Origin of the sequence: Burkholderia sp. AU31624 (assembly GCF_020420065.1) — a bacterium.
In the GTDB taxonomy this organism is placed as follows: domain Bacteria; phylum Pseudomonadota; class Gammaproteobacteria; order Burkholderiales; family Burkholderiaceae; genus Burkholderia.
Window position 1 is genome coordinate 397,614 of the sequence record NZ_JAIZRT010000003.1, and the last position, 25,084, is coordinate 422,697.

The following is a 25,084-nucleotide window of genomic DNA, read 5'->3' on the forward strand; positions in this document are numbered from 1 at the left end:
GTCGGAACACATACAGGGCGCCGCGCCACACCTTCAGTACGGCGGCGGCGCCCGCCGCGGCCGGCCTGGCCGGCCATCGGCCGTCGCCGGTCAGCTCAGGTCGACCGGCACGAAGATCTGTGCATTATCGCGCTGGATCAGCAGAGCAAGACTGTTGCCCGCCCCCTTGACCGCGTCGCGCAACTGCTCGGGGCTCGTGACCGGACGGCCGTTGACCGCGAGGATCACGTCGCCGGGCTGGATGCCCGCGTTGGCGGCCGGCCCGCCGGCCTGCTGCACGATCAGGCCATGCGACAGGTTGGCGGCACTGCGCTCCTGCGGCGACAGCGGACGCACCGCGACGCCCAGGCGCCCCTGCTCGACCGGCCCGCCGTCGTTCGACGCGAGCTTCGCGTCGGCCATCGCGCCGAGCGTCACGCTGATCGACTTCTTCGACTTGTCGCGCCAGATCTGCAGGTCGGCCTTCGACCCCGGCTTCAGGTTCGCGATCTGCGCGGGCAGCGACGTCGAATCGGCAACCGGCGAGCCGTTGACCGACAGGATCACGTCACCCGGCTGCAGGCCGGCCTTCGCGGCCGGGCCGTTGGCGTCGACCGAGCTGACGAGCGCGCCGTCCGGCTTCTGCAGCCCGAACGAGCTCGCGAGCGTCTGGTTCAGCCCCTGCACGGCGACGCCGAGGCGGCCGCGGCTCACGTGGCCCGTCTTCACGAGCTCGTCCTTCACCTTGATTGCCTCGTTGATCGGGATCGCGAACGACAGGCCCTGGAAGCCGCCCGTCTGCGAGTAGATCATCGAGTTGATGCCGATCACCTCGCCCTGCAGGTTGAACAGCGGGCCGCCCGAGTTGCCCGGGTTCACCGGCACGTCGGTCTGGATGAACGGCGTGTAGTTCTCGTCCGGCAGCGCGCGCGACTTCGCGCTGATGATGCCCGACGTGACCGTGTTGTCGAAGCCGTACGGCGAACCGATCGCGACGACCCACTGGCCGACCTTGCTCTGCGCCGGGTCGCCAATCTTCACGGTCGGCAGGCCGCTCGCGTCGATCTTCAGCACCGCGACGTCCGACTGCTTGTCGGAGCCGACGACCTTCGCCTTGTATTCGCGCTTGTCGGTCAGCTTGACCGTGACGACGTTCGCGCCGTCGATCACGTGCGCATTGGTGAGGATGTACCCGTCGGAGCTGATGACGAACCCCGAACCGAGGCTCGCGCTCGGCTGGTCGTCCGGCTGCGCGTCGCCGCCCATGCCCGGCACCTGGCCGTAGAAGTGCTTGAAGAACTGGTAGAACGGGTCGCTCGGATCGATCGGCAGCTGCGGCTGCGGCACGCGCCGCGACACCTGCTTCACGACGTGCTTCGCGCTGATGTTCACGACCGCCGGGCCGTAGGTCTCGACGAGCCCGGAGAAATCGGGGATGCCGGTCTTCGCGGCCGCTTCGGCCGGCATCAGTGCGGCGGCCTGCGCGGGCGTGATGATCTGCGGATCGGCGCGGTGGGTGCCGGCGACATAACCGGCGGACAGGGCGGCCGCCACGGCGACCGCGACGGCGCCGCGCGCAAGGAATCGGGTATTCATCGTAGGACCTCCTCTTTGTTAGGACGCAGCGTAACGACCCTGACTTAAAGGAGGCTTAATCAGCCTTAAGCGGGGCTTAAGCGGCCGCCGGCGCCTGCGCGGGGTCGTGCTTCACACGGATTCGGACGGCTGCGGCGCCTCGGCCGGCATCTCGGCATCGCGAAACACGACGCTGACGAGCAGGCCGCCCGCGGCCGCGTCGCCGAGCGACACCGTCGCGCCCTGCTGCGCGGCCACGCGCTTGACGATCGCGAGCCCGAGCCCGCTGCCCGACACGTCGGTGCGCGCCCGTGCGGAGCTGTCGCGGTAGAAGCGGTCGAACACGCGTTCGCGCTCGTCGGCCGGAATGCCGGGCCCGCTGTCGCCGATCTGCACGCACGCGCGGCCGGCCGCGTCGCGGGTCAGCGATACGTCGATGCGGCCGCCGTCCGGCGTGTACTTCACTGCGTTGTCGAGCAGGTTGCCGAACATCACGCGCAGCGCGCCGACGTCCGCGACGACGCTCGCCGCGCGCGTCTCCTCGAAGCCGAGATCGATGTCGCGCCGTTGCGCGAGCGGCGCAAGCGCGGCCACGCATTCGGCGAGCAGCGCCTGCAGGTCGACCGGCTCGCGCATCGTCGCGCCATCCGGTTCGGCGCGGGCGAGCGCGAGCAGTTGCTCGGTGAGGCGCGTCGCACGCGACACGCCATCCTGGAGATCGGCGATCGCCTCGCGGCGCGACGCGTCGTCCTTCGCACGGGCGACGAGCTGTGCCTGGATCTGCACGGCCGCGAGCGGCGTGCGCAGTTCGTGCGCGGCATCGGCCACGAAGGCCTTCTGCGTGTCAAGCGCGGCCGCCAGCCGGGCGAGCAGCCCGTTCAGCGCGCGGACGAGCGGCTGCACCTCGAGCGGCAGGCGCCCATCGGGCAGCGCATCAAGCGCTTCCGGCCGGCGCGCCTCGACCGCGCGCGTCACGCGGCCGAGCGGCGCGAGCCCGCGTCCGACGATCACCCACACGGCCGCGCCGAGGAACGGCAACAGCACGATCAGCGGCCACAGCGTGCGCAGCGCGACGTTCGCCGCGAGCCGGTTGCGCACCGACAACGGCTGCGCGAGCTGCACGACGTTGTCGCCGACGATCGCGCCGTACACGCGCCATTCGCCGCGATCGGTGCGTTCGGTCGAGAAGCCGAGCTCCGCGCGCGGCGCGATCGGCGCACGCGGATGCGAGAAGTACATCAGCACGCCGTTGCGGTTCCAGATCTGGATCACGATACCTTCGTCGCCGTTGGTGCGCGAACCGAACACCTGCGAGAACGGCTCGGACGGCAACGCCGCGGCGATTTCCTGCAACTGGTAGTCGAACAGTTCGTTCGCTTCGGCGAGCGCCTGCCGGTAGATGAGCCAGCCCGCGAGGCCCACGCCCGCGACGACGATCGCGAGCAGCCAGATCAGCAATTGATGACGAATCGACCTCACGCGTCAGCTTTCCTTGACGACCATGTAGCCGAGCCCGCGCACGTTGCGGATCAGGTCCGAGCCGAGCTTCTTGCGCAGCGCGTGGATGTAGACCTCGACCGTGTTGCTGCCGATCTCCTCGCCCCAGCCGTACATCTTCTCCTCGAGCTGGCTCTTCGACAGCACCGCGCCGGGCCGCGCGAGCAGCGCCTCGAGCAGCGCGAACTCGCGCGCGGACAGCGCGACGGGCGCGCCGTCGAGCGTCACCTGGTGCGAAGCGGGATCGAGCGTCAGCGCGCCGTGGCGGATCAGCGATTCGCTGCGCCCGGCCTGGCGGCGGATCAGCGCGCGCATCCGCGCGCCCAGTTCATCGAGGTCGAATGGCTTGACGAGGTAGTCGTCGGCGCCCGCGTCGAGCCCCTTCACGCGGTCGGCCACCGCGTCGCGCGCGGTGACGATCAGCACCGGCAGCGCCAGCCCGCGTGCGCGCAGCGTGCGCAGCACGTCGATGCCGTCGCGCTTCGGCAGGCCGAGATCAAGCAGCAGCAGGTCGTACGTCTCGCCGCCGAGCGCCGTCAGCGCGGCGTCGCCGTCCTGCACCCAGTCGACCGCGAAGCCGTCCGAGCGCAGCGCCTTGCGCACGCCTTCGGCAATCATTCGATCATCTTCGACAAGCAGAATCCGCATCGGGACAGGCATCCATGGGGCGAGTCAAACACGCCGACCATTGTAGCGCCGCGAACCGGGCGCGCGGCACCGTGCAATGCAACAGAAAGGCGGATTGCAAGGGGGCTGTCCGGACTTGTCTCTACAATGTGCGCTTTGGCGCCGCGCGCGCCCTGCCCGAACGTCGTGCTTCCCCCGTATTCGCTCATGCCGATTTCCGATCTTTCCACCCGGTTCGCCCCCCGCGCCCGCGTCTGCCTGAAAGCGGCCGCCATCGTCGCCACCTGCACGGCCCTCGTCTTCGCGCCGCCCGCGCAGGCCCGCAAGAAATCCCACAAGGAAGCACGCAAGACGGCCGTCGTGTCGCCGGCCGCGCGCGCGGCCGGCCTGCCGGCGTCGGTGCTCGTCGCGCTGCAGCGCGCGAAGGTGCCGGCGTCGGCGATGAGCGTCGTCGTCGAGCGCGTCGGCGATCCGGAGCCGCTGATCGCGTGGAATGCGAGCCGGCCGATGATGCCGGCCTCGACGATGAAGCTCGTGACGACCTTCTCGGGCCTGTCGATCCTCGGCGCCGACTACCGCTGGCGCACGACCGCCTACACGGACGGCACCGTCGACCCGGACGGCACGCTGCAGGGCAACCTGTACATCAAGGGCACCGGCGATCCGAAGCTCGTGCCCGAAGAGCTGATCGATCTCGTCGACAAGCTCCGCAAGGCCGGCGTCAAGCGCGTGGCAGGCGGACTCGTACTCGACAAGAGCTACTTCGCGACCTCGACGCGCGACCTCCCTTCGTTCGACGACGACGCGAGCGCGCCGTACAACGTCGGCCCCGATCCGCTGCTGTACGCATTCAAGGCCGTGTCGTTCACGGTCACGCCGGGCGACGACGGCAAGGTGGCCGTCGACGTGCTGCCGCCGCTCGCGGACCTGTCGATCGACAACCAGCTGGTCGAAGGCACGGGCTCGTGCAGCGCGGCCGCCGCGGCCGCGCGCCCGACGCTGACGGCCGGCGGCGGGATCATGACCGCCTCGTTCGCGGGCGACTACCCGCTGCGCTGCGGCGCGCACACGACCAACCTCGCGATCCTCGATCACACGACGTTCTTCGCGCGCGGCTTCCTCGCGCTGTGGCAGCAGGACGGCGGCACGATCGCCGGGCCCGTGAGCGAGGGCAAGGTGCCGACCGCCGCGCGGCCCCTCGCCGTGCATCACAGCCCGGTGCTCGGCAGCATCGTCTACGACATCAACAAGTTCAGCAACAACGTGATGGCGCGCAACCTGTTCCTGACGATCGGCGCGGTCAGCGGCAAGCCGCCCGCGACGCCCGAGCAGTCGAGCCGCGTGATCCAGGCGTTCCTGCAGAAGAACGGCATCGCGATGCCCGACCTCGTGCTCGAGAACGGTTCGGGCCTGTCGCGCGAAGAGCATGTGAGCGCGCTGTCGCTCGCCGCGCTGCTGCAGGCCGCGAACGCGAGCCCGGTCGCGCAGGCGTTCGTCGATTCGCTGCCGATCGCCGGTATCGACGGCACGATGAAGAACCGCCTCACCAACGCCGGCGTGCTCGGCAACGCGCACATCAAGACCGGCACGCTGCGCGACGTGCGCGCGATCGCCGGCTACGTCGCCGGTGCGGACGGCCAGAGCTACATCGTCGTGAGCTTCATCAACAACGATCACGCGGAAGCCGCGCGCGCCGCGCACGACTCGCTGCTCGAGTGGATCTACGCCGGCACGCACTGACGTCGCCGCGCGCCGCGACATACGGCGCGCCCGTGGCCTGCTGCCGGCGCGCGTCGGTCCGCCTCGGCATCGGGGCGGCGCCGCACAGCGGGTCGCCCTGACGCACCGCCGGGGCGGCCTGCCAGCGCCTGCGCACACCGAATCCCGCCCTCTCCGGTTTGAAACGCCGGCCGCCACCGGCGCACGACACACCGCGCGCCACCCACGCCCGCAAAACAGGGCCACACCGCCCGCCCCCGTGCCGCACGGCTTCCGTAAAAACCCTGTCCTCAGAGGGAACCCTCTACGCTGCCCCCTCGCCTAGCGCCTGGCGATTGCGTAGGCTGTTGGCCTGACCGATATCTACAACGGGCCATACGCCCGGCCTCAAGGCTTGCAGGGGAAAGAAGGAGACACGCCCATGCGATTCGACGTCGAATTGCTTCTGCTCGCGCTGGCGCCCGTCTTCCTGCTCTGCATCGCGTGGGAGGCCTGGCACCTCGCCCGCACCCGTGCGCAGGACGCTGTCTATGCGTGGCGCGACACGCTGTGCAACGCGGCGCTCGCGCTGATGCACCAGGGCGCCGACAAGGTCGCATGGCTGTTCGTGATCCCCGTCTATGCGTACTGCTATCAGCACTATCGCCTGTTCACATGGCATGACGGCTGGCTGTCGTTCGCGGTGCTGTTCGTCGCGCAGGATTTCCTCTACTACGTCTTTCATCGCGCGAGCCATCGCGTGCGCTGGCTGTGGGCCGCGCACGTCGTGCACCACTCGTCCGAGCGGATGAATTTCTCGACAGCGTTCCGCCAGAGCCTGATGTACCCGGTCGCGGGGATGTGGGTGTTCTGGCTGCCGCTCGCGTTCGCCGGTTTTCCGCCGCAACAGGTCGTCGGCATCGTGCTGATCAACCTCGCGTTCCAGTTCTTCGTGCATACGCAGGCGATCGGCAAGCTCGGCTGGCTCGAATACGTGCTGAACACGCCGTCGATCCACCGCGCGCACCATGCGCGCAACCCGCGCTACATCGACCGCAATTACGCAGGCGTCCTGGTGATCTGGGATCGCCTGTTCGGCAGCTATGTCGAGGAAACGCCCGACGATCCGCCGCAGTACGGAATCGTCGAGCGGCTAGGCTCGAACAACCCGCTCGTCGCGACGTTCCACGAGTGGATGTCGATGGCCGGCGACGCGTTGCGCGTCGGCGGCTGGCGCAACAAACTGCGCGCGATTTTCGGCCCGCCCGAATGGGCGAGCGCTTATCATGCGCAGATTGCCGAGGCCGCGAACCCCGATCCGCGCACCGTGCCGCTCGCGGCCGCGCGAGACCAATAAACCGTTTCAGCCAACGGCCGCCGCGCAGCCCGGAACCGAGCAGGCACGCGGCAGATGAGAAACACATCAGGCCATATCTACGAGGAGATCGAACGATGCAGACACAACAACACGCACCCGCCCGCACCCGTCAGCGCATGCTGCGCACCGCGCAACTCGCGATCGCCGGCGCCGCGCTCGCGCTGCTCGCCGCGTGCGGCGGCGGCGGTGACGACAACAACAACAGCGCATCGAACACGCCGCCGTCGGGCGTGAAAATGCAGGTCGTGTCGTTCGGCGACAGCCTGTCCGACGCGGGCACCTACTCGCAGATCAAGCTCGGCTTCGGCGGCGGCCGCTTCACGACCAACCCGGGCCAGGTGTGGACGCAGAACGTCGCGCAGTACTACGGCGACACGCTGCAGCCCGCGAACCAGGGCGGTTTCGGCATTCCGCTGCAGGCCACCGGCGGCCTCGGCTACGCTCAGGGCGGCTCGCGCGTGACGCAGCAGCCGGGCATCGGCCACGCGGACGCCAGCGTGCCGAACCCCGATTACGCACAAGCGACCACGACGCCGATCGCCGACCAGGTCAAGCAATACGTGTCGCAGCACGGCAGCTTCAACGCCGGCCAGATCGTGCTGCTGAACGGCGGCGCGAACGACATCTTCTACCAGGTCGCGGCGCTGCAGGCCGGCGCGATCACGCCGACGCAGCTGCAGCAGAACATCGGCGCCGCCGCGCAACAGCTCGCGGGCATCGTGCAGCAGATCGTCGCCGCCGGCGCGACGCACGTGTTCGTGTCGAACGTGCCGGATATCGGCGGCACGCCGCTCGCGCTCCAGAGCGGCTCGCAGACGACCCTCACGCAACTGTCGATGCTGTTCAACGGCACGCTCGCCGCGACGCTGCAGGCACTCAAGGTCGACACGACCAAGTACGTGCTGCTCGACACGTTCACGTGGCAGGACGGCATCCTCGCGAACTACAAGGCGAACGGCTTCGCCGTGTCGAACACCGACACCGCCTGTAACCTGAAGGCAATGGTCCAGGCCGCCACGCAGTATGGCGTCGCGAACGCAACCGCATTCGGCTCGTCGCTGTTCTGCTCGCCGCAGACCTACACGGTCGCGAACGCGGATCAAACCTACATGTTCGCCGACACGGTCCACCCGACGACGCGCCTGCATGCGCTGTTCGCGCAGTTCGCGCAGTCGAAGATCGCGGCCTCGGGCGTCGGCAAGTAAGCCGCCGGCCACGCGCCCAAACGAAAACGCCCGACCGGTTTGCCGGTCGGGCGTTTTTCATTCGTGAACCGCGACGGGTATCAGTCGCGCGCTTCGAACGCGGCGGCCGCGCGGCCGAGGCGATCGTTGACCGCGATCCATTCGACGGTCTCGGGCAGCTTCTCGACGAGAATCCGCGCCACCTGCGCGCGGTCGAGCGCACGCAGCATCCCGTACAGGTCGCGCGCATACGCCTGCGGATCCTCCGGCGCCGCGACGAAATGCACGCCGTCAGCCTGCGCCCAGCGTCCCGCGCGCGATGCGCGTGCGACGAGCGCGACACGCTCGCCGTCGGTCTGCGCGGCCGCGAGCAATGGCTCGAGCGCGTCGAACGGCAGCAGCGCGAGCGGCGTGCGCGGCGCGTAGTGCGCCTTCAGCGTGCCCGACGCGCGCGGCGCGGTCGCGTCGCTGCCGTCCGGCAGTTGCGGTGCGCGACCGAGCACGGCGGCGATCTGCTGCGGCGTCACGTGCCCCGGGCGCAGCAGCGCCGGGAAACCGCGCGACAGGTCCAGAATCGTCGATTCGATACCGACTTCCGATGCGCCGCCGTCGAGCACGTGCACGGTGTCGCCAAATTCGTCGCGCACATGCTGCGCGGTGGTCGGGCTTACATGGCCGAACCGGTTCGCGGACGGCGCAGCCACGCCGCCATGCCCGCCGCGCCGCGCGCTGAATGCGGCCAGCAGCGCCTGTGCGACCGGATGCGACGGGCAGCGCAGCCCGACCGAATCCTGGCCGCCGCTCACGGCGTCCGGGATGCGCGCGTGGCGCTTCAGGATCAGCGTCAGCGGGCCCGGCCAGAACGCATCGATCAACGCCTGCGCGTCGGCCGGCAGATCGTCGGCCCAGTAGCCGGGATCGCCGCCCGGCGGCAGGTGCACGATCACCGGATGGTTCGCGGGCCGCCCCTTCGCCGCGTAGATGCGCGCGACGGCCTCGGGATTCGCCGCGTCGCCGCCGAGCCCGTAGACGGTTTCGGTCGGAAAGGCGACGAGCTGGCCCGCGTCGAGCAACGCGGCGGCCGCGTCGATCTGCGCGGCCGTCACGGCGTTCGGGAGGTCGATGGACATCGGCTGGCGTCTCAGTCGAGCGGCACGCGCAGCAGCTGCGCGCACGCGGTGGCCGCGGCAACGGCTTCGTCGCGCGTTTCGGCCGTGAAGTTCACGTGGCCCATCTTGCGGCCGATGCGCGCGTCTTCCTTGCCGTACAGGTGCAGGTGCGCGGTCGGCATCGCCGCGACAGTGTCCCACGGCGGCGTGACGGCATCGGCCGCCGCACCTACGCCGGCCGCACCGTTCGGGAACCACACGTCGCCGAGGATGTTCAGCATCGCGGCCGGCGAATGCTGGCGCGGGTTGCCGAGCGGCATCCGCGTCATGGCACGCACCTGCTGCTCGAACTGGCTCGTTGCGCACGCATCGACCGTGTAGTGGCCTGAATTGTGCGGGCGCGGCGCCATCTCGTTCGCGACGAACGAACCGTCTTCCAGCACGAAGAATTCGACGCACAGCACGCCGACGTAGCCGAGCGTATCGGCGATCCGCACGGCGGCCTGCTGCGCCGCTTCGACACGCGCGGCATCGGCGGCCGGCGCGGGCACAACGGTCAGCGCGAGGATGCCGTTGTGGTGCACGTTCTGCGCGAGCGGGAACGCAGCCGAGCGGCCGTCCGCGCCGCGCGCGATCAGCGCCGACACCTCGTATTTCAGCGGCAGGCGCTTTTCGAGCACGCACGGCACGCCGTTCAGCGCCGCATGCGCGTCGCGCACTTCCTGCGCGGTGCTCACCCGCACCTGGCCCTTGCCGTCGTAGCCGAGGCGCGCCGTCTTCAGGATGCCCGGCAGCACCGCGTCGAGCGCGGCATCGTCGAGCGCGGCGAGCGCCGCCGACGATTCGATCACGACGTGCGGCGCGACGGGCACGCCCGACGCTTCGATGAAGCGCTTCTCCGCGATCCGGTCCTGCGCGACCGCGACGCAGCGGCCGGCCGGTGCGACGAACGTCGTGCGCGCGAGGAAATCGAGGCTCGCGGCCGGCACGTTCTCGAACTCCGTCGACACCGCGTCACACAGGTCGGCCAGTTCGGCGAGCGCGGCTTCGTCGTCGTAGGCCGCGCGCAGGTGGCGGTCGGCGACCGCGCCGGCGGGGCTCGTCGGATCGGGATCGAGCACGGCGACGCGATAGCCCATCGACTGGGCGGCAAAGCAGAACATGCGGCCGAGCTGGCCACCGCCGACCATGCCAAGCCACGCGCCGGGCAGGATCGGGGAAACGGAATCAGGAGTTGCGGTCATGTCAGTGGTCGGTCGCGGCGGGCGCTGCCCGCCGCAGTGGGAAGGTCAGGCAGCCGCTCGAATGGCAGGGCGGCCGCCGGTGCGCCGTCATTCCAGCGGCGGCAGCACCATCGCGTGCGCGGCTTCGTTCTGGCGCACGCGGAACGCGGCGAGCCGGTTCGCATAGTCGACCGAGTTGCCGGACAGGATCGACACCGCGAACAGCGCGGCGTTCGCAGCGCCGGCCTCGCCGATCGCGAACGTCGCGACGGGCACGCCCTTCGGCATCTGCACGATCGAGTGCAGCGAATCGACACCCTTCAGGTACTTGCTCGCGACCGGCACCCCGAGCACCGGCACCGTCGTTTTCGCGGCCAGCATGCCGGGCAGGTGCGCGGCGCCGCCGGCGCCCGCGATGATCGCGCGCAGCCCGCGCTCGCGCGCCTTCTCCGCATAGTCGAACATCTCGTCGGGCATCCGGTGCGCGGACACGACCTTCGCTTCGTACGGCACGCCGAATTCCTGCAGGATGGCGACCGCATGCTTCATCACGTCCCAGTCGGAACTCGAACCCATCAGCACGCCGACGAGCGGCGCGCTGTGCGTGTGGGCGGTCTGGACTTCACTCATTTCGTGCGTTCCTTCTTGTCAGGCCAGCGACTGGCCCGTGATGCGCTCGAGCGCTTCCTGGTACTTCGCGGCCGTCTTCTCGACGACGTCGGCCGGCAGTGCCGGTGCCGGCGCCGTCTTGCCCCACGGCTGCGCCTCGAGCCAGTCGCGCACGAACTGCTTGTCGAACGACGGCGGGTTCGTGCCGACTTCGTACTGGTCGGCCGGCCAGAAGCGCGACGAATCGGCGGTCAGCACTTCGTCCATCAGGTACAGCTGGCCGTGGTTGTCGAGGCCGAATTCGAACTTCGTGTCGGCGATGATGATGCCGCGCGTGGCCGCGTAGTCGGCCGCTTCCTTGTACAGCTTGATCGAGATGTCGCGGATCGTCGCGGCCAGCTCGGTGCCGATGCGGCGCTCGGTTTCCTCGAACGTGATGTTCTCGTCGTGCTCGCCCATCTCGGCCTTCGCGGCCGGCGTGAAGATCGGCTCGGGCAGCTTCTGCGCGTTCTGCAGGCCTTCCGGCAGCTGCACGCCGCACACGGCGCCCGACGCCTGGTATTCCTTCCAGCCGCTGCCGGCCAGGTAGCCGCGCACGACCGCTTCGATCATGATCGGCTCGAGGCGCTTGACGACCACGCCGCGGCCCTTCACCTGCTCGACCTCGTCGGCCGCGACAACCGCTTCCGGCGCGTCGCCCGTCAGGTGGTTCGGCACGATGTGCGCGAGCTTGTCGAACCAGAAGTTCGCCATCTGGTTCAGCACGCGGCCCTTGTTCGGAATCGGCTCGCCCATCACCACGTCGAATGCCGACAGGCGATCGGTCGTGACGATCAGGAGCTTGTCGTTGCCGACCGCGTAGTTATCGCGGACCTTGCCGCGACCGAGGAGCGGCAGCGAGCGGAGCGTGGATTCGTAGAGGGTAGACATCGTCTTTTCGCAGATAAGGAGCCAAACAAAAAGGGAAACGCCGTTCCCCGCGGCAGGCGGGAACGGCGGTCTTGCAATACGTCGGCGAACCGGCCGGGCGACGGCGCCCGGGCGGTTGCCGGCCGGCCCTCGTTCGGCCGGACGGAGCGGCTGCGGGGCCGGATCAGATCCGGCCGGACAGCCTTGCCGTTGCCCACATCGGGCGCGGCAATCGTACTACAGTCTCAGCGCACGACCTGTGCGAGCGCGCCGGACTTGTACTGCTCGGCGATCTTGTCGAGCGCCACCGGCTTGATCTTGCCGGCCTGGCCTTCGCAGCCGAACGCGAGGTAGCGATCGACGCAGACCTGCTTCGCCGCTTCGCGCGCCGGCTTCAGGTAGTCGCGCGGATCGAACTTGCCCGGGTTCTCGAACAGGTAGCGGCGGATCGCACCGGTGATCGCCAGACGCAGGTCGGTGTCGATGTTGATCTTGCGCACGCCGTGCTTGATGCCTTCCTGGATTTCCTCGACCGGCACGCCGTAGGTTTCCTTCATGTCGCCGCCGAATTCGCGGATCTCGGCCAGCAGTTCCTGCGGCACCGACGACGAACCGTGCATCACCAGGTGGGTGTTCGGGATGCGCGCGTGGATTTCCTTGATGCGCTGGATCGACAGGATGTCGCCCGTCGGCTTCTTCGAGAACTTGTACGCGCCGTGCGACGTGCCGATCGCGATCGCGAGCGCATCGCACTGCGTGAGCTTCACGAAGTCGGCGGCCTGCTCCGGATCGGTCAGCAGCTGCTCGCGGGTCATCGTGCCTTCCGCGCCGTGGCCGTCTTCCTTGTCGCCCTTCATCGTCTCGAGCGAGCCGAGCACGCCGAGTTCGGCTTCGACCGTCACGCCGATCGAGTGCGCCATCTCGACGACCTTGCGCGACACGTCGACGTTGTACTCGTACGATGCGACCGTCTTGCCGTCGGCTTCCAGCGAACCGTCCATCATCACGCTGGTGAAGCCGCTGCGGATCGCGGCCATGCAGACTGCCGGCGACTGGCCGTGATCCTGGTGCATCACGACCGGGATGTGCGGGTACGACTCGACCGCTGCTTCGATCAGGTGGCGCAGGAACGGCTCGCCCGCGTACTTACGCGCGCCGGCCGATGCCTGCATGATCACGGGCGCGCCGACCTGGTCCGCCGCCGCCATGATCGCCTGGACCTGTTCCAGGTTGTTCACGTTGAAGGCCGGCAGGCCGTAACCGTGCTCTGCCGCGTGGTCCAGCAATTGACGCATTGATACGAGAGGCATTGTGGAACTCCATGGAATGAAAACCGGTGCGCCCTGACGCCGGCGCGGCGCTCGCTCCCGGTCGAACCCGGGGTGGCGCGGCGCGGCTGAGCGTCGAATAGCCGCATTTTATCGCGAAGCGCCTCCGATTCCGACCGCCCGGTGGCGCCGACTCGCAATTTGTTACGTTCGCACGGCACAATGCGGGCAAAAATGAGAAAAAAAGCCGCGCGGGGCTTCGACCCCACGCGGCTTTCGCGCGAAAAACGGTGCCTGATCGATTTTTCAGCCGACCCGGGCGGCCGGCCTGCAGGCCGGCCCGAGGTTCAGCAGGCGCTCAATAGTGCTCGCCGACCCGCACGATCTTCAGCGTGTTGGTGCCGCCCGCCTGCCCCATCGGCTCGCCGACGGTCAGCACGACCATGTCGCCGTGCTGCACGTAGCCCTGCTTGACGACGATCTCGAGCGCCGCCTGCAGCGCCGAGTCGCGGTCGCTGTTGAAGTCGACGTGCAGCGGCGTCACGTTGCGGTACAGCGCCATCGTGCGCTCGCTGCCGACGCGCGGCGTCAGCGCGAAGATCGGCACGTGCGTGTAGTGACGCGACATCCACAGCGCGGTCGCGCCCGATTCGGTCAGCGCGATGATCGCCTTCGCCCCCAGGTGGTACGCGGTGAACAGCGCGCCCATCGCGATCGACTGGTCGATCCGCGTGAATGTGCGGTCGAGAAAATCCTTGTCCAGCTCGACTTCTTCCGACTTTTCCGCCTCGACGCACACGGCCGCCATCGTCTCGATCGTGACGACCGGATACTTGCCGGCGGCCGTCTCGGCCGACAGCATCACCGCGTCGGTGCCGTCGAGCACCGCGTTCGCGACGTCCGACACTTCCGCGCGCGTCGGCACCGGCGCGTGGATCATCGATTCCATCATCTGCGTCGCGGTGATCACGAGCTTGTTCGACTCGCGCGCCATCCGGATCATCCGCTTCTGCAGCGCCGGCACGGCCGCGTTGCCCACTTCCACCGCGAGGTCGCCGCGCGCGACCATGATGCCGTCGGACGCGTCGAGAATGCTTTGCAGCGCCGGAATCGCTTCCGCGCGCTCGATCTTCGCGATCATCTTCGGCTTGATGCCGTACGGCGCGCCCGCGATGTTCGCGAGCTGGCGCGCCATTTCCATGTCGGTCGCGTTCTTCGGGAACGACACCGCCACCAGGTCCGCGCCGAGCGACATCGCGGTGCGGATGTCTTCCATGTCCTTCGCGGTCAGCGCGGGCGCCGACAGGCCGCCGCCCTGGCGGTTGATGCCCTTGTTGTTCGACAGCTCGCCGCCCACCTTGACGATCGTGTGGATCTCGTCGCCGAGCACGCGCTCGACGGTCAGCACGATCAGGCCGTCGTTCAGCAGCAGCAGGTCGCCCGTGCGCAGGTCACGCGGCAGTTCCTTGTAGTCGAGCCCGACGCGCTCGTCGTTGCCCAGCTCGCAGCCCGCGTCGAGGATGAAGGCCTGGCCCGGCTCGAGCGTCGTCTTGCCGTTCTCGAACTTGCCGACGCGGATCTTCGGGCCCTGGAGGTCGGCCATGATCGCGATCTCGCGGCCGACCTTGCGGGCGGCCTCGCGCACCATCTCGGCGCGCTGGCGGTGATCGTCGGCCGTGCCGTGCGAAAAATTGAGCCGCACGACGTCGAGGCCCGCCTGCATCATCTGCAGCAGAATCTCCGGCGAACTGGAAGCCGGGCCGATCGTGGCGACTATCTTGGTGGCGCGCTGCATGAAACTCCTCATCTGGATCAAGGTGGATGCGCTGGGTGAAACGCTGCGAGAGCCGGAAGCGGCAGGCCCAGCGGCCGCCGCTCCGGGGGGCGTGCCGGTGCTTGCGCCCGGCATCGCTTTGTTCTGAATCTCGTGGTGCTGCTCGGCCGCGTCGCCGGCGGCCGCCGGTGCGCGCGGGGCGGTGTTCGCCCGCGCGGGCGCGCGTTTGCGCTTGCCCGCGCCGGCCGGCTGCTCCGCTTTCGCGGAGCGCACGGCCTTCGTCACCCCTGCGCGCGCCGCCACGCTCAGGCCGCCCGCGTTTCCAGCACTTCCACCGCCGGCAGCTTCTTCCCCTCGAGGAACTCGAGGAAAGCGCCGCCGCCCGTCGAGATGTAGCTGACCTGGTCATGGATGCCGTACTTCGCGATGGCCGCGAGCGTGTCGCCGCCGCCCGCGATCGAGAACGCGGACGATTTGGCGATCGCTTCCGCGAGCGTCTTGGTGCCGTTGCCGAACTGGTCGAACTCGAACACGCCGACCGGGCCGTTCCACACGATCGTGCCGGCCTTCTCGAGCTGGCTCGCGAGCGCCTTGGCGGTATCCGGGCCGATGTCGAGGATCATGTCGTCCGCTTCGATGTCGGCGACCTGCTTCACCGTGGCCGCGGCCGTCGGCGAGAATTCCTTGGCCGTCACGACGTCGGTCGGGATCGGCACCGACGCGCCGCGCTCGCGCGCTTCGTCGATGATCGCCTTCGCCTCGTTGACGAGGTCGGCTTCCGCGAGCGACTTGCCGATCGACAGGCCGGCCGCGAGCATGAACGTGTTCGCGATGCCGCCGCCGACGATCAGTTGGTCGACCTTGCCGGCGAGCGACTTCAGGATCGTGAGCTTGGTCGACACCTTCGAGCCGGCGACGATCGCCACCAGCGGGCGGGCCGGGTTGCCGAGCGCCTTGCCGAGCGCGTCGAGTTCGGCGGCCAGCAGCGGGCCAGCGCACGCGACCGGCGCGTACTTCGCGATCCCGTGGGTGGTCGCTTCCGCGCGGTGCGCGGTACCGAACGCGTCGTTCACGTACACGTCGCAGAGCTTCGCCATCTTCTGCGCGAGCTCGTCCGAATTCTTCTTCTCGCCCTTGTTCACGCGGCAGTTCTCGAGCAGCACGACCTGGCCCGGCGCGACGTTCACGCCATTCTCGACCCAGTTCGACACGAGCGGCACGTCACGGCCGAGCAGCTCGGCGAGGCGCTTCGCGACCGGCGCGAGCGAATCTTCCGGCTTGAATTCGCCCTCGGTCGGACGGCCGAGGTGCGACGTGACCATCACGGCCGCGCCGGCGTCGAGCGCGGCCTGGATGGCCGGCACGGACGCGCGCACGCGCGTGTCCTCGGTGATGTTGCCCTGGTCGTCCTGCGGAACGTTCAGGTCGGCACGGATGAATACCCGCTTGCCGGCGAGCTGGCCGGCGGCGATCAGGTCGGTAAGACGCTTGACTTGGCTCATGTTGAACAAATTGAAGTAGTGGATGGGGAAAGGGGGTTCACGCTGGACGTGCGCGGGCTGCCGCGAAAGGGCGCCGGATGCGGCCGTGGCTGGCGGTTCGCATGACGCGCACGGGTAAAAAATCTCGAACGGGCATTCTAGCCGATCCATCCGGCAGACTGACCCGCGGGCGGCGAATTCCGCCTATTTGGGATCGCGCGCGGGAACGGACCCATTGCTGCAACGCAGTAATGCACGCGCGCAGGCGGCCGGCGCCCGGCGGGCCCGAGCGGCGGCCCATCAGAAGACCAGGCGCAGCGCGGTGAAGACGAGCATCCCGACGACGATCGTGCCGAGCATGCTGCGCCGCCACAGGAACCAGCCGAGGCCGGCGAGCGCCGCGTAGAACGGATGGTTGGACAGCGCGAACGACAGCCCGGCCGGCGTTTCGAGCACGTCGGGCAGCACGACGGCGACCAGGGCCGCCGCCGGCGCGTAGCGCATCGCGCGCTGCGCGCGCTCGGGCAGCACGGTGCGTTCGCCGCCGATCAGGAACAGCGCGCGCGTGACGGCCGTGACGATCGTCATCCCGATGATGACGATCCAGATTTCCGTCGCGCTCATTCGATTTCCCTTTCGGGCACGGTTTCGGTGCGGATGCGCCGCCAGTCGGCCCGCTCGACGAAGAAATCGGCCGTGCAGCCGGCCGCGAGCGCGGCGAGCACCGCGAGCGGCAGCGCGAGCCGGTATGGCAGGTCGAACGCGATGAGCGACACGATGCCGGCGACCGCGACGGCCGCGAGCGTCGAGCGGTTCGCGACCGCCGACACCATGATGGGGATCAGCGCGAGCGTGCCGGCCAGTTCCAGCCCCCAGCTCGCGGGAAAGAAGCTCGCGAGCAGGATGCCGGCGAGCGACGACACCTGCCACGACAGCCAGCTCGCGAGCGCCATCCCCCAGAAGTACGCTTCCTTGCCGGGCACGTGGCCGTACGCGAAGCCCTGTTTCTGGAACAGCAGGTAGATCACGTCGCCGTTGAAATAGCCGATCGCGAGGCGCCGCCACAGCGGCAGGTAGGAAAAATGGGGAGCAAGCCCGGCGCTGAAGATCACGAAGCGCGTGTTGACCATCGCGGCCGTGAGCAGGATGGTCCAGATCGGCAGCTTCGCCGCGAGGAGCGGCAGCACCGCGAGCTGCGACGAGCCCGCGTAGACCAGCAGCGACATCGCGCTCGCCTGCCAGAGTGTCATGACCGACTTGCTCATCGCGATGCCGGTGACGAGCCCCCACGAGAAAATCGCCATCAGCGTCGGGGAATAGTCGCGCGCGCCCTGGATCAGCGCGAAGCGGTCGGTGGCGGACAATCGAGCGAGCATGGGAAGCGGGCCGCAGCGGGCGGTTCGTCGGGGCGCCGGCGCCTCCTGCCGGGTCGACCCGTCGTTATTGGAATCGGTACCGGGCGATTATAGCGCCGGCCCCGCGCCGACCGACCGGATCGCCTTCAAATGACGCTAAAATATGCGTCTTTCCGGCTCAACGCTGCATACAACCGCATCCCAGGAGAAATCTATGTCAATGGCCGACCGCGACGGCAAGATCTGGATGGACGGCAAGCTGATCGACTGGCGCGACGCCAAGATCCACGTCCTGACCCACACGCTGCACTACGGCATGGGCGTCTTCGAGGGCGTGCGCGCGTACAAGTCGGCCGACGGCAGCACCGCGATCTTCCGCCTGTACGAGCACACGAAACGTCTGCTGAATTCGGCGAAGATCTTCCAGATGGACGTGCCGTTCGACCGGGAAACGCTCGAAGCCGCGCAGCTCGAAGTCGTGCGCGAGAACCAGCTCGAGTCGTGCTACCTGCGCCCGATCATCTGGGTCGGCTCGGAAAAGCTCGGCGTGGCCGCGAAGGGCAACACGATCCACGTCGCGATCGCGGCATGGCCGTGGGGCGCGTACCTCGGCGAGGAAGGCCTCGCGAAGGGCATCCGCGTGAAGACGTCGTCGTTCACGCGCCACCACGTGAACGTGTCGATGGTGCGCGCGAAGGCGTCGGGCTGGTACGTGAACTCGATCCTCGCGAACCAGGAAGCCACCGCCGACGGCTACGACGAAGCGCTGCTGCTCGACGTCGACGGCTACGTGTCGGAAGGCTCCGGCGAGAACTTCTTCCTGGTGAACAACGGCAAGCTGTACACGCCCGACCTGTCGTCGTGCCTCGACGGCATCACGCGCGACACCGTCATCACGCTCGCGAAGGACGCCGGCATCGAGGTGATCGAGAAGCGCATCACGCGCGACGAGGTCTACACGGCCGACGAGGCGTTCTTCACCGGCACGGCCGCTGAAGTCACGCCGATCCGCGAGCTCGACAACCGCACGATCGGCAGCGGCGCGCGCGGCCCCGTCACGGAAAAGCTCCAGTCGGCGTTTTTCGATATCGTGTCGGGCAAGAACGCGAAGTACGCGAACTGGCTGACGAAGGTCTGAGCGCGCTGCGCCACCGACCGCCCCACAAAAGAGTGATAAGAGAAAGTCTCATGAGTGAAATCAAGGAAATGCCGCTGGTCGAGCTGACGGCCAAGGATCTTCCCGCGTACTGCCCGAACCCGGCCATGGCGCGCTGGAGCGCCCACCCGCGCGTCTTCATCGACGTCTCGCACGGCGAGGCACGCTGCCCGTACTGCGGCACGCGCTACAAGCTGCGTGACGGCGAGGTCGTCAAGGGCCACTGAGCCCCGGCGGCCGGGCCTGCAGGCTGATGCAGGCCCGCCGATCGCCCAGGCGGCGCAGCCGGATTGCCGGCGCGCCGCCGTTCTCCATTCTGGCAACCCGAACGCGGCGCCTGGGCGCCGTGCTTCATTACGACATCGGAAGTCGACCTGATGCGTCGAGCGCTGGTTATCGCACCGAACTGGATCGGTGACGCATTGATGGCGCAGCCGCTTTTTGCGCTGCTGAAGAAAAACCATCCCCGCATCGCGATCGATGCCGTCGCGCCCTCGTGGGTCGCGCCCGTGCTCGAGCGGATGCCCGAGATCCACGATGTCTACGCGACCGATCTCGCGCACGGCAAGCTGCAGTTGCTGCGCCGCTGGCAGCTCGCGAGCGACCTGCGCGACGTCGGCTACGACGCGGCGTACGTGCTGCCGAATTCGCTGAAATCCGCGGTGATCCCGTGGCTCGCGAACATCCCGCTGCGGGTCGGCTACACGGGCGAGCACCGCTACGGGCTGCTGAACGTGCGGCACGCGAACCCGGACAAATCGGGCGAGCGGCCGCCGATGACAACCCACTACGCGGCGCTCGCGTACGCACCGGGCGCGAAACTGCCCGAGTCGATGAAGACGCTGCCCGCGCCGCGCCTCGACGCCGATCTCAACGAGACGGCGCGCGTGTCCGCCCGTTTCAATCTCGATACGCGCAAGCCGCTCGTCGTGTTCTGCCCGGGCGCGGAATACGGCCCGGCCAAGCGCTGGCCGCCCGAGCACTTCGCGTCGCTCGCCACCATCGTCCACCAGTCGTTCCCGTACACGCAGATCGTCGCGCTCGGCTCGCAGAAGGACGCCGCGGCCGCGCAGGCAATCGCCGACCACGCGCCGAACGTGCGCAACCTGTGCGGACAGACGTCGCTGTCGGAGGCGTGCGCGCTGATCGCGCGCGCGAACGCGGTGGTCACCAACGATTCGGGGCTGATGCACGTTGCCGCCGCGCTACGCCGGCCGCTCGTCGCGCTGTACGGATCGACCGATCCGCGCCACACCCCTCCGCTGTCGGACCTGGCGAAGGTACAATGGCTTCATCTCGAATGCAGTCCCTGCTTCGAACGCGAGTGCCCGCTCGGCCACCTGAAGTGCCTGCGCGAACTCGGTCCCGAGCAGGTATTCGGCGATTTGCGCGGCATGCTCGTCGGGCAGCGCTGACCCTGGCCGGCAGCGTCGCACGGCGCGCCGGGCAATCCGATTCACCGGTGTACGGCGGCTCCATCCGGGCCGCCGTACTGAATACGGCGCGCGACGCGCGCGAGAGATAACCCCGATGCCACGTTTTGCCCGCCTCTTCGAAGCCGCCGCCGATACGCTGAACGCCTACTACCAGGCCGTCGCCGATGCCAATCTCGACGCGCTGCTGGGACTGTGGATCGACGAGGATTTCGCCAGCTGCGTATGGGCGGACGGCGAGCATCTGCACGGCCTCGACCAGATCCGCAGCGGGCTCGCCAACCGGCTCGCCACGCGCCCCGTGACGATCGAGCCGCTCGACATCCGCGTGTACGACAGCCTCGGCACGGTCGTCTATACGATCGCCGAAGCGCATCAGCAGGCCGACCTGACGGCCGAACCCGACATGGTTTTCGCGACGTACGTGATGATTCACGAACGTGGCGAGTGGCGCATCGCGCACATTCACGCGAGCCCGATTCCCGAACAAGCGGCCGGACAATTCGCCGCGAAGATCCGTCACGGGCAGGGTCCGCTGCACTGACGAAAAGACGAAGCAACGCATACGCGGGGCGATCATGAGTACGGCTTCTCCGCCCACCTCGCCGCTGACCGGGGCTCCGGCCCCCGACGACGACATACTGCGCTATCGCGCACCACGCTGGCTGCCCAACAGCCATGCGCAAACCATCGTGCCCGCGCTGTTCGCGCGGCGTCCCGTCGTCGCTTACCGACGAGAGCGATGGGAAACCCCCGACCACGACTTCATCGATCTCGACTGGGTCGCGCATCTCGACAGCGCGGCGCCGCGGCCCGATGCGCCGCTGTTCGTGCTGTTCCACGGCCTCGAAGGCAGCTCCGGGTCACACTACGCGCTCGCGATGATGGCCGCCGCGCGCGCGAAGGGCTGGCACGCCGTCGTGCCGCACTTCCGCAGTTGCAGCGGCGAGATCAACCGCCAGCCGCGCTTCTACCATCTCGCCGACAGCGCCGAAGTCGACTGGATCCTGCGCCGGCTCGCCGCGCAGCATCGCGGGCCGCTCGTCGCGGCCGGTGTGTCGCTCGGCGGCAACGTGCTGCTGCGCTGGCTCGGCGAGCATCGCAGCGACACGTCGATCCTGCGGGCGGCCGCCGCGATCTCGACGCCGATCGACGTGCACGCCGGCGGGCGCGCGCTGTCGCAAGGCTTTGCGATGGTCTACACGCGCAGCTTCCTGAAAACGCTCAAGCGCAAGGCGCTCGCGAAACTCGACCAGTACCCGGGGCTGTTCGACCGTGAAGCCATGCTGCAGGCCGTGACGATGCGCGACTTCGACGAGATCGTGACCGCGCCGCTGCACGGTTTCGCGAACGCGGACGATTACTGGACCAAAGCGACGACACGGCCGCTGCTCCCCGCAATCGACGTGCCGACGCTGATCCTCAACGCCCGCAACGACCCGTTCCTGCCTGAATCGGCGCTGCCGGGCCCGGCCGACGTATCGCCGGCCGTCGAGCTCGACCAGCCCGCGGCAGGCGGGCACGCGGGATTCATGACCGGGCCGTTCCCCGGCCGTCTCGACTGGCTGTCGGCGCGGGTGTTCGGCTATTGCTCCAAATTCGTCGACCATGGATGACATCGTCAGGCAGGCCCTCGCCAAGTGGCCGAACGTGCCGCACTGTACCGGCTGGCTGCTGCTCGACCGGCGCGGCGAATGGCGGCTGCGCGACGACGCGGCGCAGGCGGCCGGCGAACTCGGCTCGCCGATTCGGCATGCGGCGCTGAACGCGTTCATCGGCCGCAACTACGAATGCGACGCGCAGGGCCAGTGGTTCTTCCAGAACGGGCCGCAGCGCGTGTACGTCGAGCTCGCCTATACGCCGTGGGTCGTCCGGCTCGCCGAGCGCGACGGACAGCTCACGCTCACCGACCAGACCGGCACGCCGTTCGAACCGGACGAAGCCTGGCTCGACGACGCGGGGGGCGTGCTGTTTCGCGCGGCGGGCGCAGCGCCGCGCATCGCGGCGCTGCATGACCATGACCTCGGGCTGTTCGCCGATCACGTGGATTTCGATGCCGCGCCACCGGTGCTGCGCTGGCGCGACGGCCACACGCTGCCGCTCGGCAGCATCGTCTGCGCGGACGTGCCTGCGCGATTCGGCTATGTCGCAAGCCCGGCGCAACAGGCACGCGACACGGCTGACAGCGGCAACTGACCCACAGCGGTCTCGCCCGCGCTTGCCGCGCGCCGGCCGCTACCCGCGGCCGTTCTTCTCGTCTTCGCGCTCTTCCTTGTAGCGCGCTTCGAATTCCAGCAGCCGAGCGCCGATCATCGACTGCTCGTAGAACGACACGTCCTTCGCGTCGCGCGCCTCCTTCAGCTGGCGAATCGCCGACGGCCACGCGCCGTCGAGCGCGAGCTTCTCCGCGAGCGCACGGCGCCGCGCCAGCAGGTCACCCTTGCCGTCGCTCGCCTTCGCGAGATAGTCCCACCAGTCCGGCTGCTCGGGGTCGGCCTTCGCCTGCGCGCGTGCCTGCGCCTGCGCGTCCGCGAAACGGCGCGCCGCGATCAGCGCCTGAAGATGCGCGACGATCGCCGCGTGCGACACCGGCCAGCGGCGCTGCGCGAGCACCGCGAGCCGCACCGCGTCGTCGGCCCGCCCCGCGCGGCGCGCGATGTCGGCGGCCAGGACGTCGAGGCTCGGCGAGCTCGTCGCCGGATCGTCCTCGCGCCGCTCGCGGGCGTCGAACGCACTGCGTGCCGACGCGAGCGCCTTGCCGGCCGCGTCGTACTCGCCGAGCAGCGCATCCGCGAGTGCGATGCCGTACCAGTTCGCCGCGACGTTCGGCGCGGTGCGATCGTCGATCTCGAACTGCATTCGCCGCGCCTCGGCCGCGATGTCGGTCGGCGCGCGGTTCTGCAGGACGCGCAGCCGCGCACGCACGAACCCGTATTCGGGCGACTGGCGCGGCTGCCGGTACGGCGCGCGGCGCGCGCGATCCTCCATGTCGGCGATCCGCTCGCCGGTCAGCGGGTGCGTACGCGCGTAGGCCGGCACGCCCGCATCGCCCATCGACGCGCGGTCGAGCCGCTCGAAGAAGCCCGGCATCCCGTACGGGTCATAGCCCGCGCCCGCGAGCAGCTGGAAGCCGACGCGATCGGCCTCGCGCTCGGCCGACCGCGAGAAGCGCAGCTGGTTGTCCACCGCATACGCCTGCCCGCCCACCGCGATCGCACTGCCGAGGTCGCCGCTTCTCGCGAGCACGCCGGCCAGCACGCCGAGCAGCATCGTCGCGAGCGCCGTATAGCCGGTCTTCTCGTTCGCACCGATCATCCGCGCGATGTGCCGCTGCAGCACGTGCCCCATCTCGTGGCCGACCACCGATGCGAGTTCCGACTCCGTCTGTGTCGTGACGACGAGCCCGCTGTTGATCCCGATGAAGCCGCCCGGCATCGAGAACGCGTTGATCTGCGGATCGCGCACCGGGAACAGGTCGAAGTCCGGCATATAGCCGCCGATGAAGCGCGCGGCAGCCGCGGCCGCGAGCCGTGCCGCCATCGCGTTCAGGTAGTCGCGCACGAGCCAGTCGTCGAGATAGTCGGGGTCGCGCCGCACTTCGCGCATCACGCGCTCGCCGAGCCGGCGCTCGGCCTGCGGCGTCAGCGAACCGCCGGAGCCGTCGCCCAGGTCGGGCAGCTCCAGCGCGCGAAGCGGCGCGCGCAGGCTCGCGGCCGGCGCCGACGCGCCGCCCGCGTCCGAAAACCGGCTCTCCGCGCCGCCGTACGTGCCGAACACGCCGGCCGCGATGCCGGACGGCACGGTGGAAATCGACCGCGCGCCGTCGGCCGCCGATTCGAGCGGCGGCGCGGACGCGCTCTGCGCACGGCCGCTCGGCGGCCATGCGAGCGCCACCGACAGCGACACGGCAAGCAACTGTTTGACACGCATGGCAGGATGAAAGCGACGCCGTCCCGCGCGCCCGGCGCGCATCGCGGCGTTTGGTCTGAATATTCGGGTCATTGTACCGGCGGCAGCGTGACTGTCCCGTTCGACATGGACGCCATCTGCGTCCCCGGCGCCGCGCATGCCACTGCTATGATAGGCGCCCGTTGAACCGCTGGATCGGAGCGGGGCGCAGAGACGGGATGCGATGCCCCGGCCAATCGCGATGCGCGATCGCGGGACGCGCTCGCGCACGCCGTTCCACTAGAGGAAGACATGTCAGGACTCACCCATTTCGACGCCGCCGGCCATGCGCACATGGTCGACGTCGGCGGCAAGCAGGAAACCCAACGCATCGCGATCGCGCGCGGCACGATCCGGATGCTGCCGGCCACGTTCGCGCTGATCCGCGACGGCAAGGCCAAGAAAGGCGACGTGCTCGGCGTCGCGCGCATCGCGGCCATCCAGGGCGCCAAGCGCACGGCCGACCTGATCCCGCTGTGCCATCCGCTCGCGCTGACGCGCGTGGCCGTCGAGTTCGACCTCGACGACGCGCTGCCGGGCGTCCACTGCGTCGTGCAGGTCGAGACGTTCGGGCGCACCGGCGTCGAGATGGAAGCGCTGACCGCCGTGCAGGTCGGGCTGCTGACCGTCTACGACATGTGCAAGGCCGTCGATCGCGGGATGGTGATCACCGACGTGAGCGTGCGCGAGAAGCGCGGCGGGAAGTCGGGGGACTGGAAGGCGGAGGAACCGGCGGGTTGAGCGGCCCTGCGGCGGTCGATCCGGCCGGAACCGCTGACGGCCAGCCCTTGCCTGGCCGGATGACGTGCGCGCGTTGCCCGCCAGGCCGACGATCCGACCAGATTTGAAATGCCGTTGAAGGGCAAATTCGAGATATCCGT

General features: G+C 69.0%; 24 protein-coding genes. 11 read left to right on the forward strand and 13 right to left on the reverse strand.

The features are described from left to right. Window positions 1-90: 90 nt before the first annotated feature. The 3 genes from LGM89_RS12155 to LGM89_RS12165 form a co-directional block, all read right to left on the reverse strand. Entirely contained in the window at window positions 91-1,575 is a 1,485-nt protein-coding gene (locus tag LGM89_RS12155) for a DegQ family serine endoprotease (RefSeq protein ID WP_089440919.1), read from the reverse strand. A 111-nt stretch (window positions 1,576-1,686) separates the two neighbouring features. Next, window positions 1,687-3,033: an ATP-binding protein gene (locus LGM89_RS12160; protein WP_089456846.1), complete on the reverse strand. Its 1,347-nt coding sequence runs from the start codon at window positions 3,031-3,033 to the stop codon at window positions 1,687-1,689. Window positions 3,034-3,036: 3 nt separating this feature from the next. After that, the gene (locus LGM89_RS12165; RefSeq protein ID WP_021164091.1) at window positions 3,037-3,699 is read right to left on the reverse strand and encodes a response regulator; all 663 of its coding nucleotides are present in this window, start codon (window positions 3,697-3,699) and stop codon (window positions 3,037-3,039) included. Between the two features lie 186 nt (window positions 3,700-3,885). On the opposite strand from LGM89_RS12165, the gene dacB reads away from it, so the two are divergent. The 3 genes from dacB (at window position 3,886) to LGM89_RS12180 (ending at window position 7,959) form a co-directional block, all read left to right on the forward strand. Continuing rightward, on the forward strand, window positions 3,886-5,418 hold the full coding sequence (dacB, locus tag LGM89_RS12170; RefSeq protein ID WP_226273128.1) for a D-alanyl-D-alanine carboxypeptidase/D-alanyl-D-alanine-endopeptidase: 1,533 nt from the start codon (window positions 3,886-3,888) through the stop codon (window positions 5,416-5,418). A gap of 400 nt (window positions 5,419-5,818) precedes the next feature. Beyond that, window positions 5,819-6,733 (forward strand): sterol desaturase family protein, encoded by a 915-nt coding sequence (locus tag LGM89_RS12175; protein ID WP_089495546.1) that lies wholly within the window; start codon window positions 5,819-5,821, stop codon window positions 6,731-6,733. 95 nt (window positions 6,734-6,828) lie between these two features. Continuing rightward, entirely contained in the window at window positions 6,829-7,959 is a 1,131-nt protein-coding gene (locus LGM89_RS12180; protein ID WP_089473483.1) for an SGNH/GDSL hydrolase family protein, read from the forward strand. 80 nt (window positions 7,960-8,039) lie between these two features. Here LGM89_RS12180 and LGM89_RS12185 read toward each other — a convergent pair whose 3' ends face one another. The 6 genes from LGM89_RS12185 to pyk all read right to left on the reverse strand — a co-directional run bounded on the left by LGM89_RS12185 (window position 8,040) and on the right by pyk (window position 14,851). Next, on the reverse strand, window positions 8,040-9,068 hold the full coding sequence (locus LGM89_RS12185) for an L-threonylcarbamoyladenylate synthase (RefSeq protein ID WP_089426234.1): 1,029 nt from the start codon (window positions 9,066-9,068) through the stop codon (window positions 8,040-8,042). Between the two features lie 11 nt (window positions 9,069-9,079). Beyond that, window positions 9,080-10,291 (reverse strand): 5-(carboxyamino)imidazole ribonucleotide synthase, encoded by a 1,212-nt coding sequence (locus LGM89_RS12190; protein ID WP_089495548.1) that lies wholly within the window; start codon window positions 10,289-10,291, stop codon window positions 9,080-9,082. Window positions 10,292-10,378: 87 nt separating this feature from the next. Further along, a complete protein-coding gene (gene purE / locus LGM89_RS12195) occupies window positions 10,379-10,900 on the reverse strand; it encodes a 5-(carboxyamino)imidazole ribonucleotide mutase (protein ID WP_039360624.1) in 522 nt (173 codons plus the stop codon). 18 nt (window positions 10,901-10,918) lie between these two features. After that, on the reverse strand, window positions 10,919-11,809 hold the full coding sequence (locus LGM89_RS12200) for a phosphoribosylaminoimidazolesuccinocarboxamide synthase (protein WP_089495549.1): 891 nt from the start codon (window positions 11,807-11,809) through the stop codon (window positions 10,919-10,921). A 224-nt stretch (window positions 11,810-12,033) separates the two neighbouring features. Next, window positions 12,034-13,098: a class II fructose-bisphosphate aldolase gene (gene fba / locus LGM89_RS12205; RefSeq protein WP_034189083.1), complete on the reverse strand. Its 1,065-nt coding sequence runs from the start codon at window positions 13,096-13,098 to the stop codon at window positions 12,034-12,036. A 316-nt stretch (window positions 13,099-13,414) separates the two neighbouring features. Beyond that, complete coding sequence (gene pyk, locus LGM89_RS12210) at window positions 13,415-14,851, reverse strand: pyruvate kinase (protein WP_039360687.1); 1,437 nt, start codon at window positions 14,849-14,851, stop codon at window positions 13,415-13,417. Between pyk and LGM89_RS37170 the strand changes: the two genes are divergently transcribed. After that, window positions 14,850-14,978, forward strand: coding sequence for a hypothetical protein (locus LGM89_RS37170; protein WP_256093618.1), 129 nt, complete (start codon window positions 14,850-14,852; stop codon window positions 14,976-14,978). The two genes, pyk and LGM89_RS37170, sit on opposite strands and share 2 nt — an antisense overlap. Window positions 14,979-15,135: 157 nt before the next feature. Here the strand turns inward: LGM89_RS37170 and LGM89_RS12215 are convergent, their stop codons facing one another. From LGM89_RS12215 to LGM89_RS12225, 3 genes are all read right to left on the reverse strand, one after another. Continuing rightward, window positions 15,136-16,332, reverse strand: a complete 1,197-nt coding sequence (locus tag LGM89_RS12215; RefSeq protein WP_069257480.1) for a phosphoglycerate kinase — start codon at window positions 16,330-16,332, stop codon at window positions 15,136-15,138. Between the two features lie 279 nt (window positions 16,333-16,611). Next, window positions 16,612-16,935 carry an AzlD domain-containing protein gene (locus LGM89_RS12220; RefSeq protein ID WP_069248754.1) on the reverse strand — a complete coding sequence of 108 codons (324 nt, stop codon included), beginning with the start codon at window positions 16,933-16,935 and terminating at the stop codon, window positions 16,612-16,614. Further along, a complete protein-coding gene (locus LGM89_RS12225) occupies window positions 16,932-17,687 on the reverse strand; it encodes an AzlC family ABC transporter permease (protein ID WP_226273129.1) in 756 nt (251 codons plus the stop codon). The genes LGM89_RS12220 and LGM89_RS12225 overlap by 4 nt, the downstream gene beginning before the upstream one ends. Window positions 17,688-17,880: 193 nt before the next feature. Here LGM89_RS12225 and LGM89_RS12230 point away from each other — a divergent pair, with 193 nt between their 5' ends. The 6 genes from LGM89_RS12230 (at window position 17,881) to LGM89_RS12255 (ending at window position 22,451) form a co-directional block, all read left to right on the forward strand. Beyond that, window positions 17,881-18,804, forward strand: coding sequence for a branched-chain amino acid transaminase (locus tag LGM89_RS12230; RefSeq protein ID WP_089473488.1), 924 nt, complete (start codon window positions 17,881-17,883; stop codon window positions 18,802-18,804). Between the two features lie 50 nt (window positions 18,805-18,854). Then, window positions 18,855-19,049, forward strand: a complete 195-nt coding sequence (locus tag LGM89_RS12235; protein WP_006749970.1) for a zinc-finger domain-containing protein — start codon at window positions 18,855-18,857, stop codon at window positions 19,047-19,049. Between the two features lie 150 nt (window positions 19,050-19,199). After that, window positions 19,200-20,237 carry a lipopolysaccharide heptosyltransferase II gene (waaF, locus tag LGM89_RS12240; protein ID WP_041492938.1) on the forward strand — a complete coding sequence of 346 codons (1,038 nt, stop codon included), beginning with the start codon at window positions 19,200-19,202 and terminating at the stop codon, window positions 20,235-20,237. Window positions 20,238-20,352: 115 nt separating this feature from the next. Further along, window positions 20,353-20,799 (forward strand): nuclear transport factor 2 family protein, encoded by a 447-nt coding sequence (locus tag LGM89_RS12245; protein ID WP_006749968.1) that lies wholly within the window; start codon window positions 20,353-20,355, stop codon window positions 20,797-20,799. A gap of 34 nt (window positions 20,800-20,833) precedes the next feature. Further along, window positions 20,834-21,871 (forward strand): hydrolase, encoded by a 1,038-nt coding sequence (locus LGM89_RS12250; RefSeq protein ID WP_089495552.1) that lies wholly within the window; start codon window positions 20,834-20,836, stop codon window positions 21,869-21,871. After that, window positions 21,864-22,451 (forward strand): DUF2946 family protein, encoded by a 588-nt coding sequence (locus tag LGM89_RS12255; protein ID WP_089495553.1) that lies wholly within the window; start codon window positions 21,864-21,866, stop codon window positions 22,449-22,451. The genes LGM89_RS12250 and LGM89_RS12255 overlap by 8 nt, the downstream gene beginning before the upstream one ends. A 39-nt stretch (window positions 22,452-22,490) precedes the next feature. On the opposite strand, the gene LGM89_RS12260 is transcribed toward LGM89_RS12255, so the two are convergent. Beyond that, a complete protein-coding gene (locus tag LGM89_RS12260) occupies window positions 22,491-24,185 on the reverse strand; it encodes a M48 family metalloprotease (protein WP_226273130.1) in 1,695 nt (564 codons plus the stop codon). A gap of 270 nt (window positions 24,186-24,455) precedes the next feature. Here LGM89_RS12260 and moaC point away from each other — a divergent pair, with 270 nt between their 5' ends. After that, complete coding sequence (gene moaC / locus LGM89_RS12265; protein WP_089495555.1) at window positions 24,456-24,944, forward strand: cyclic pyranopterin monophosphate synthase MoaC; 489 nt, start codon at window positions 24,456-24,458, stop codon at window positions 24,942-24,944. Window positions 24,945-25,084: the final 140 nt, after the last annotated feature.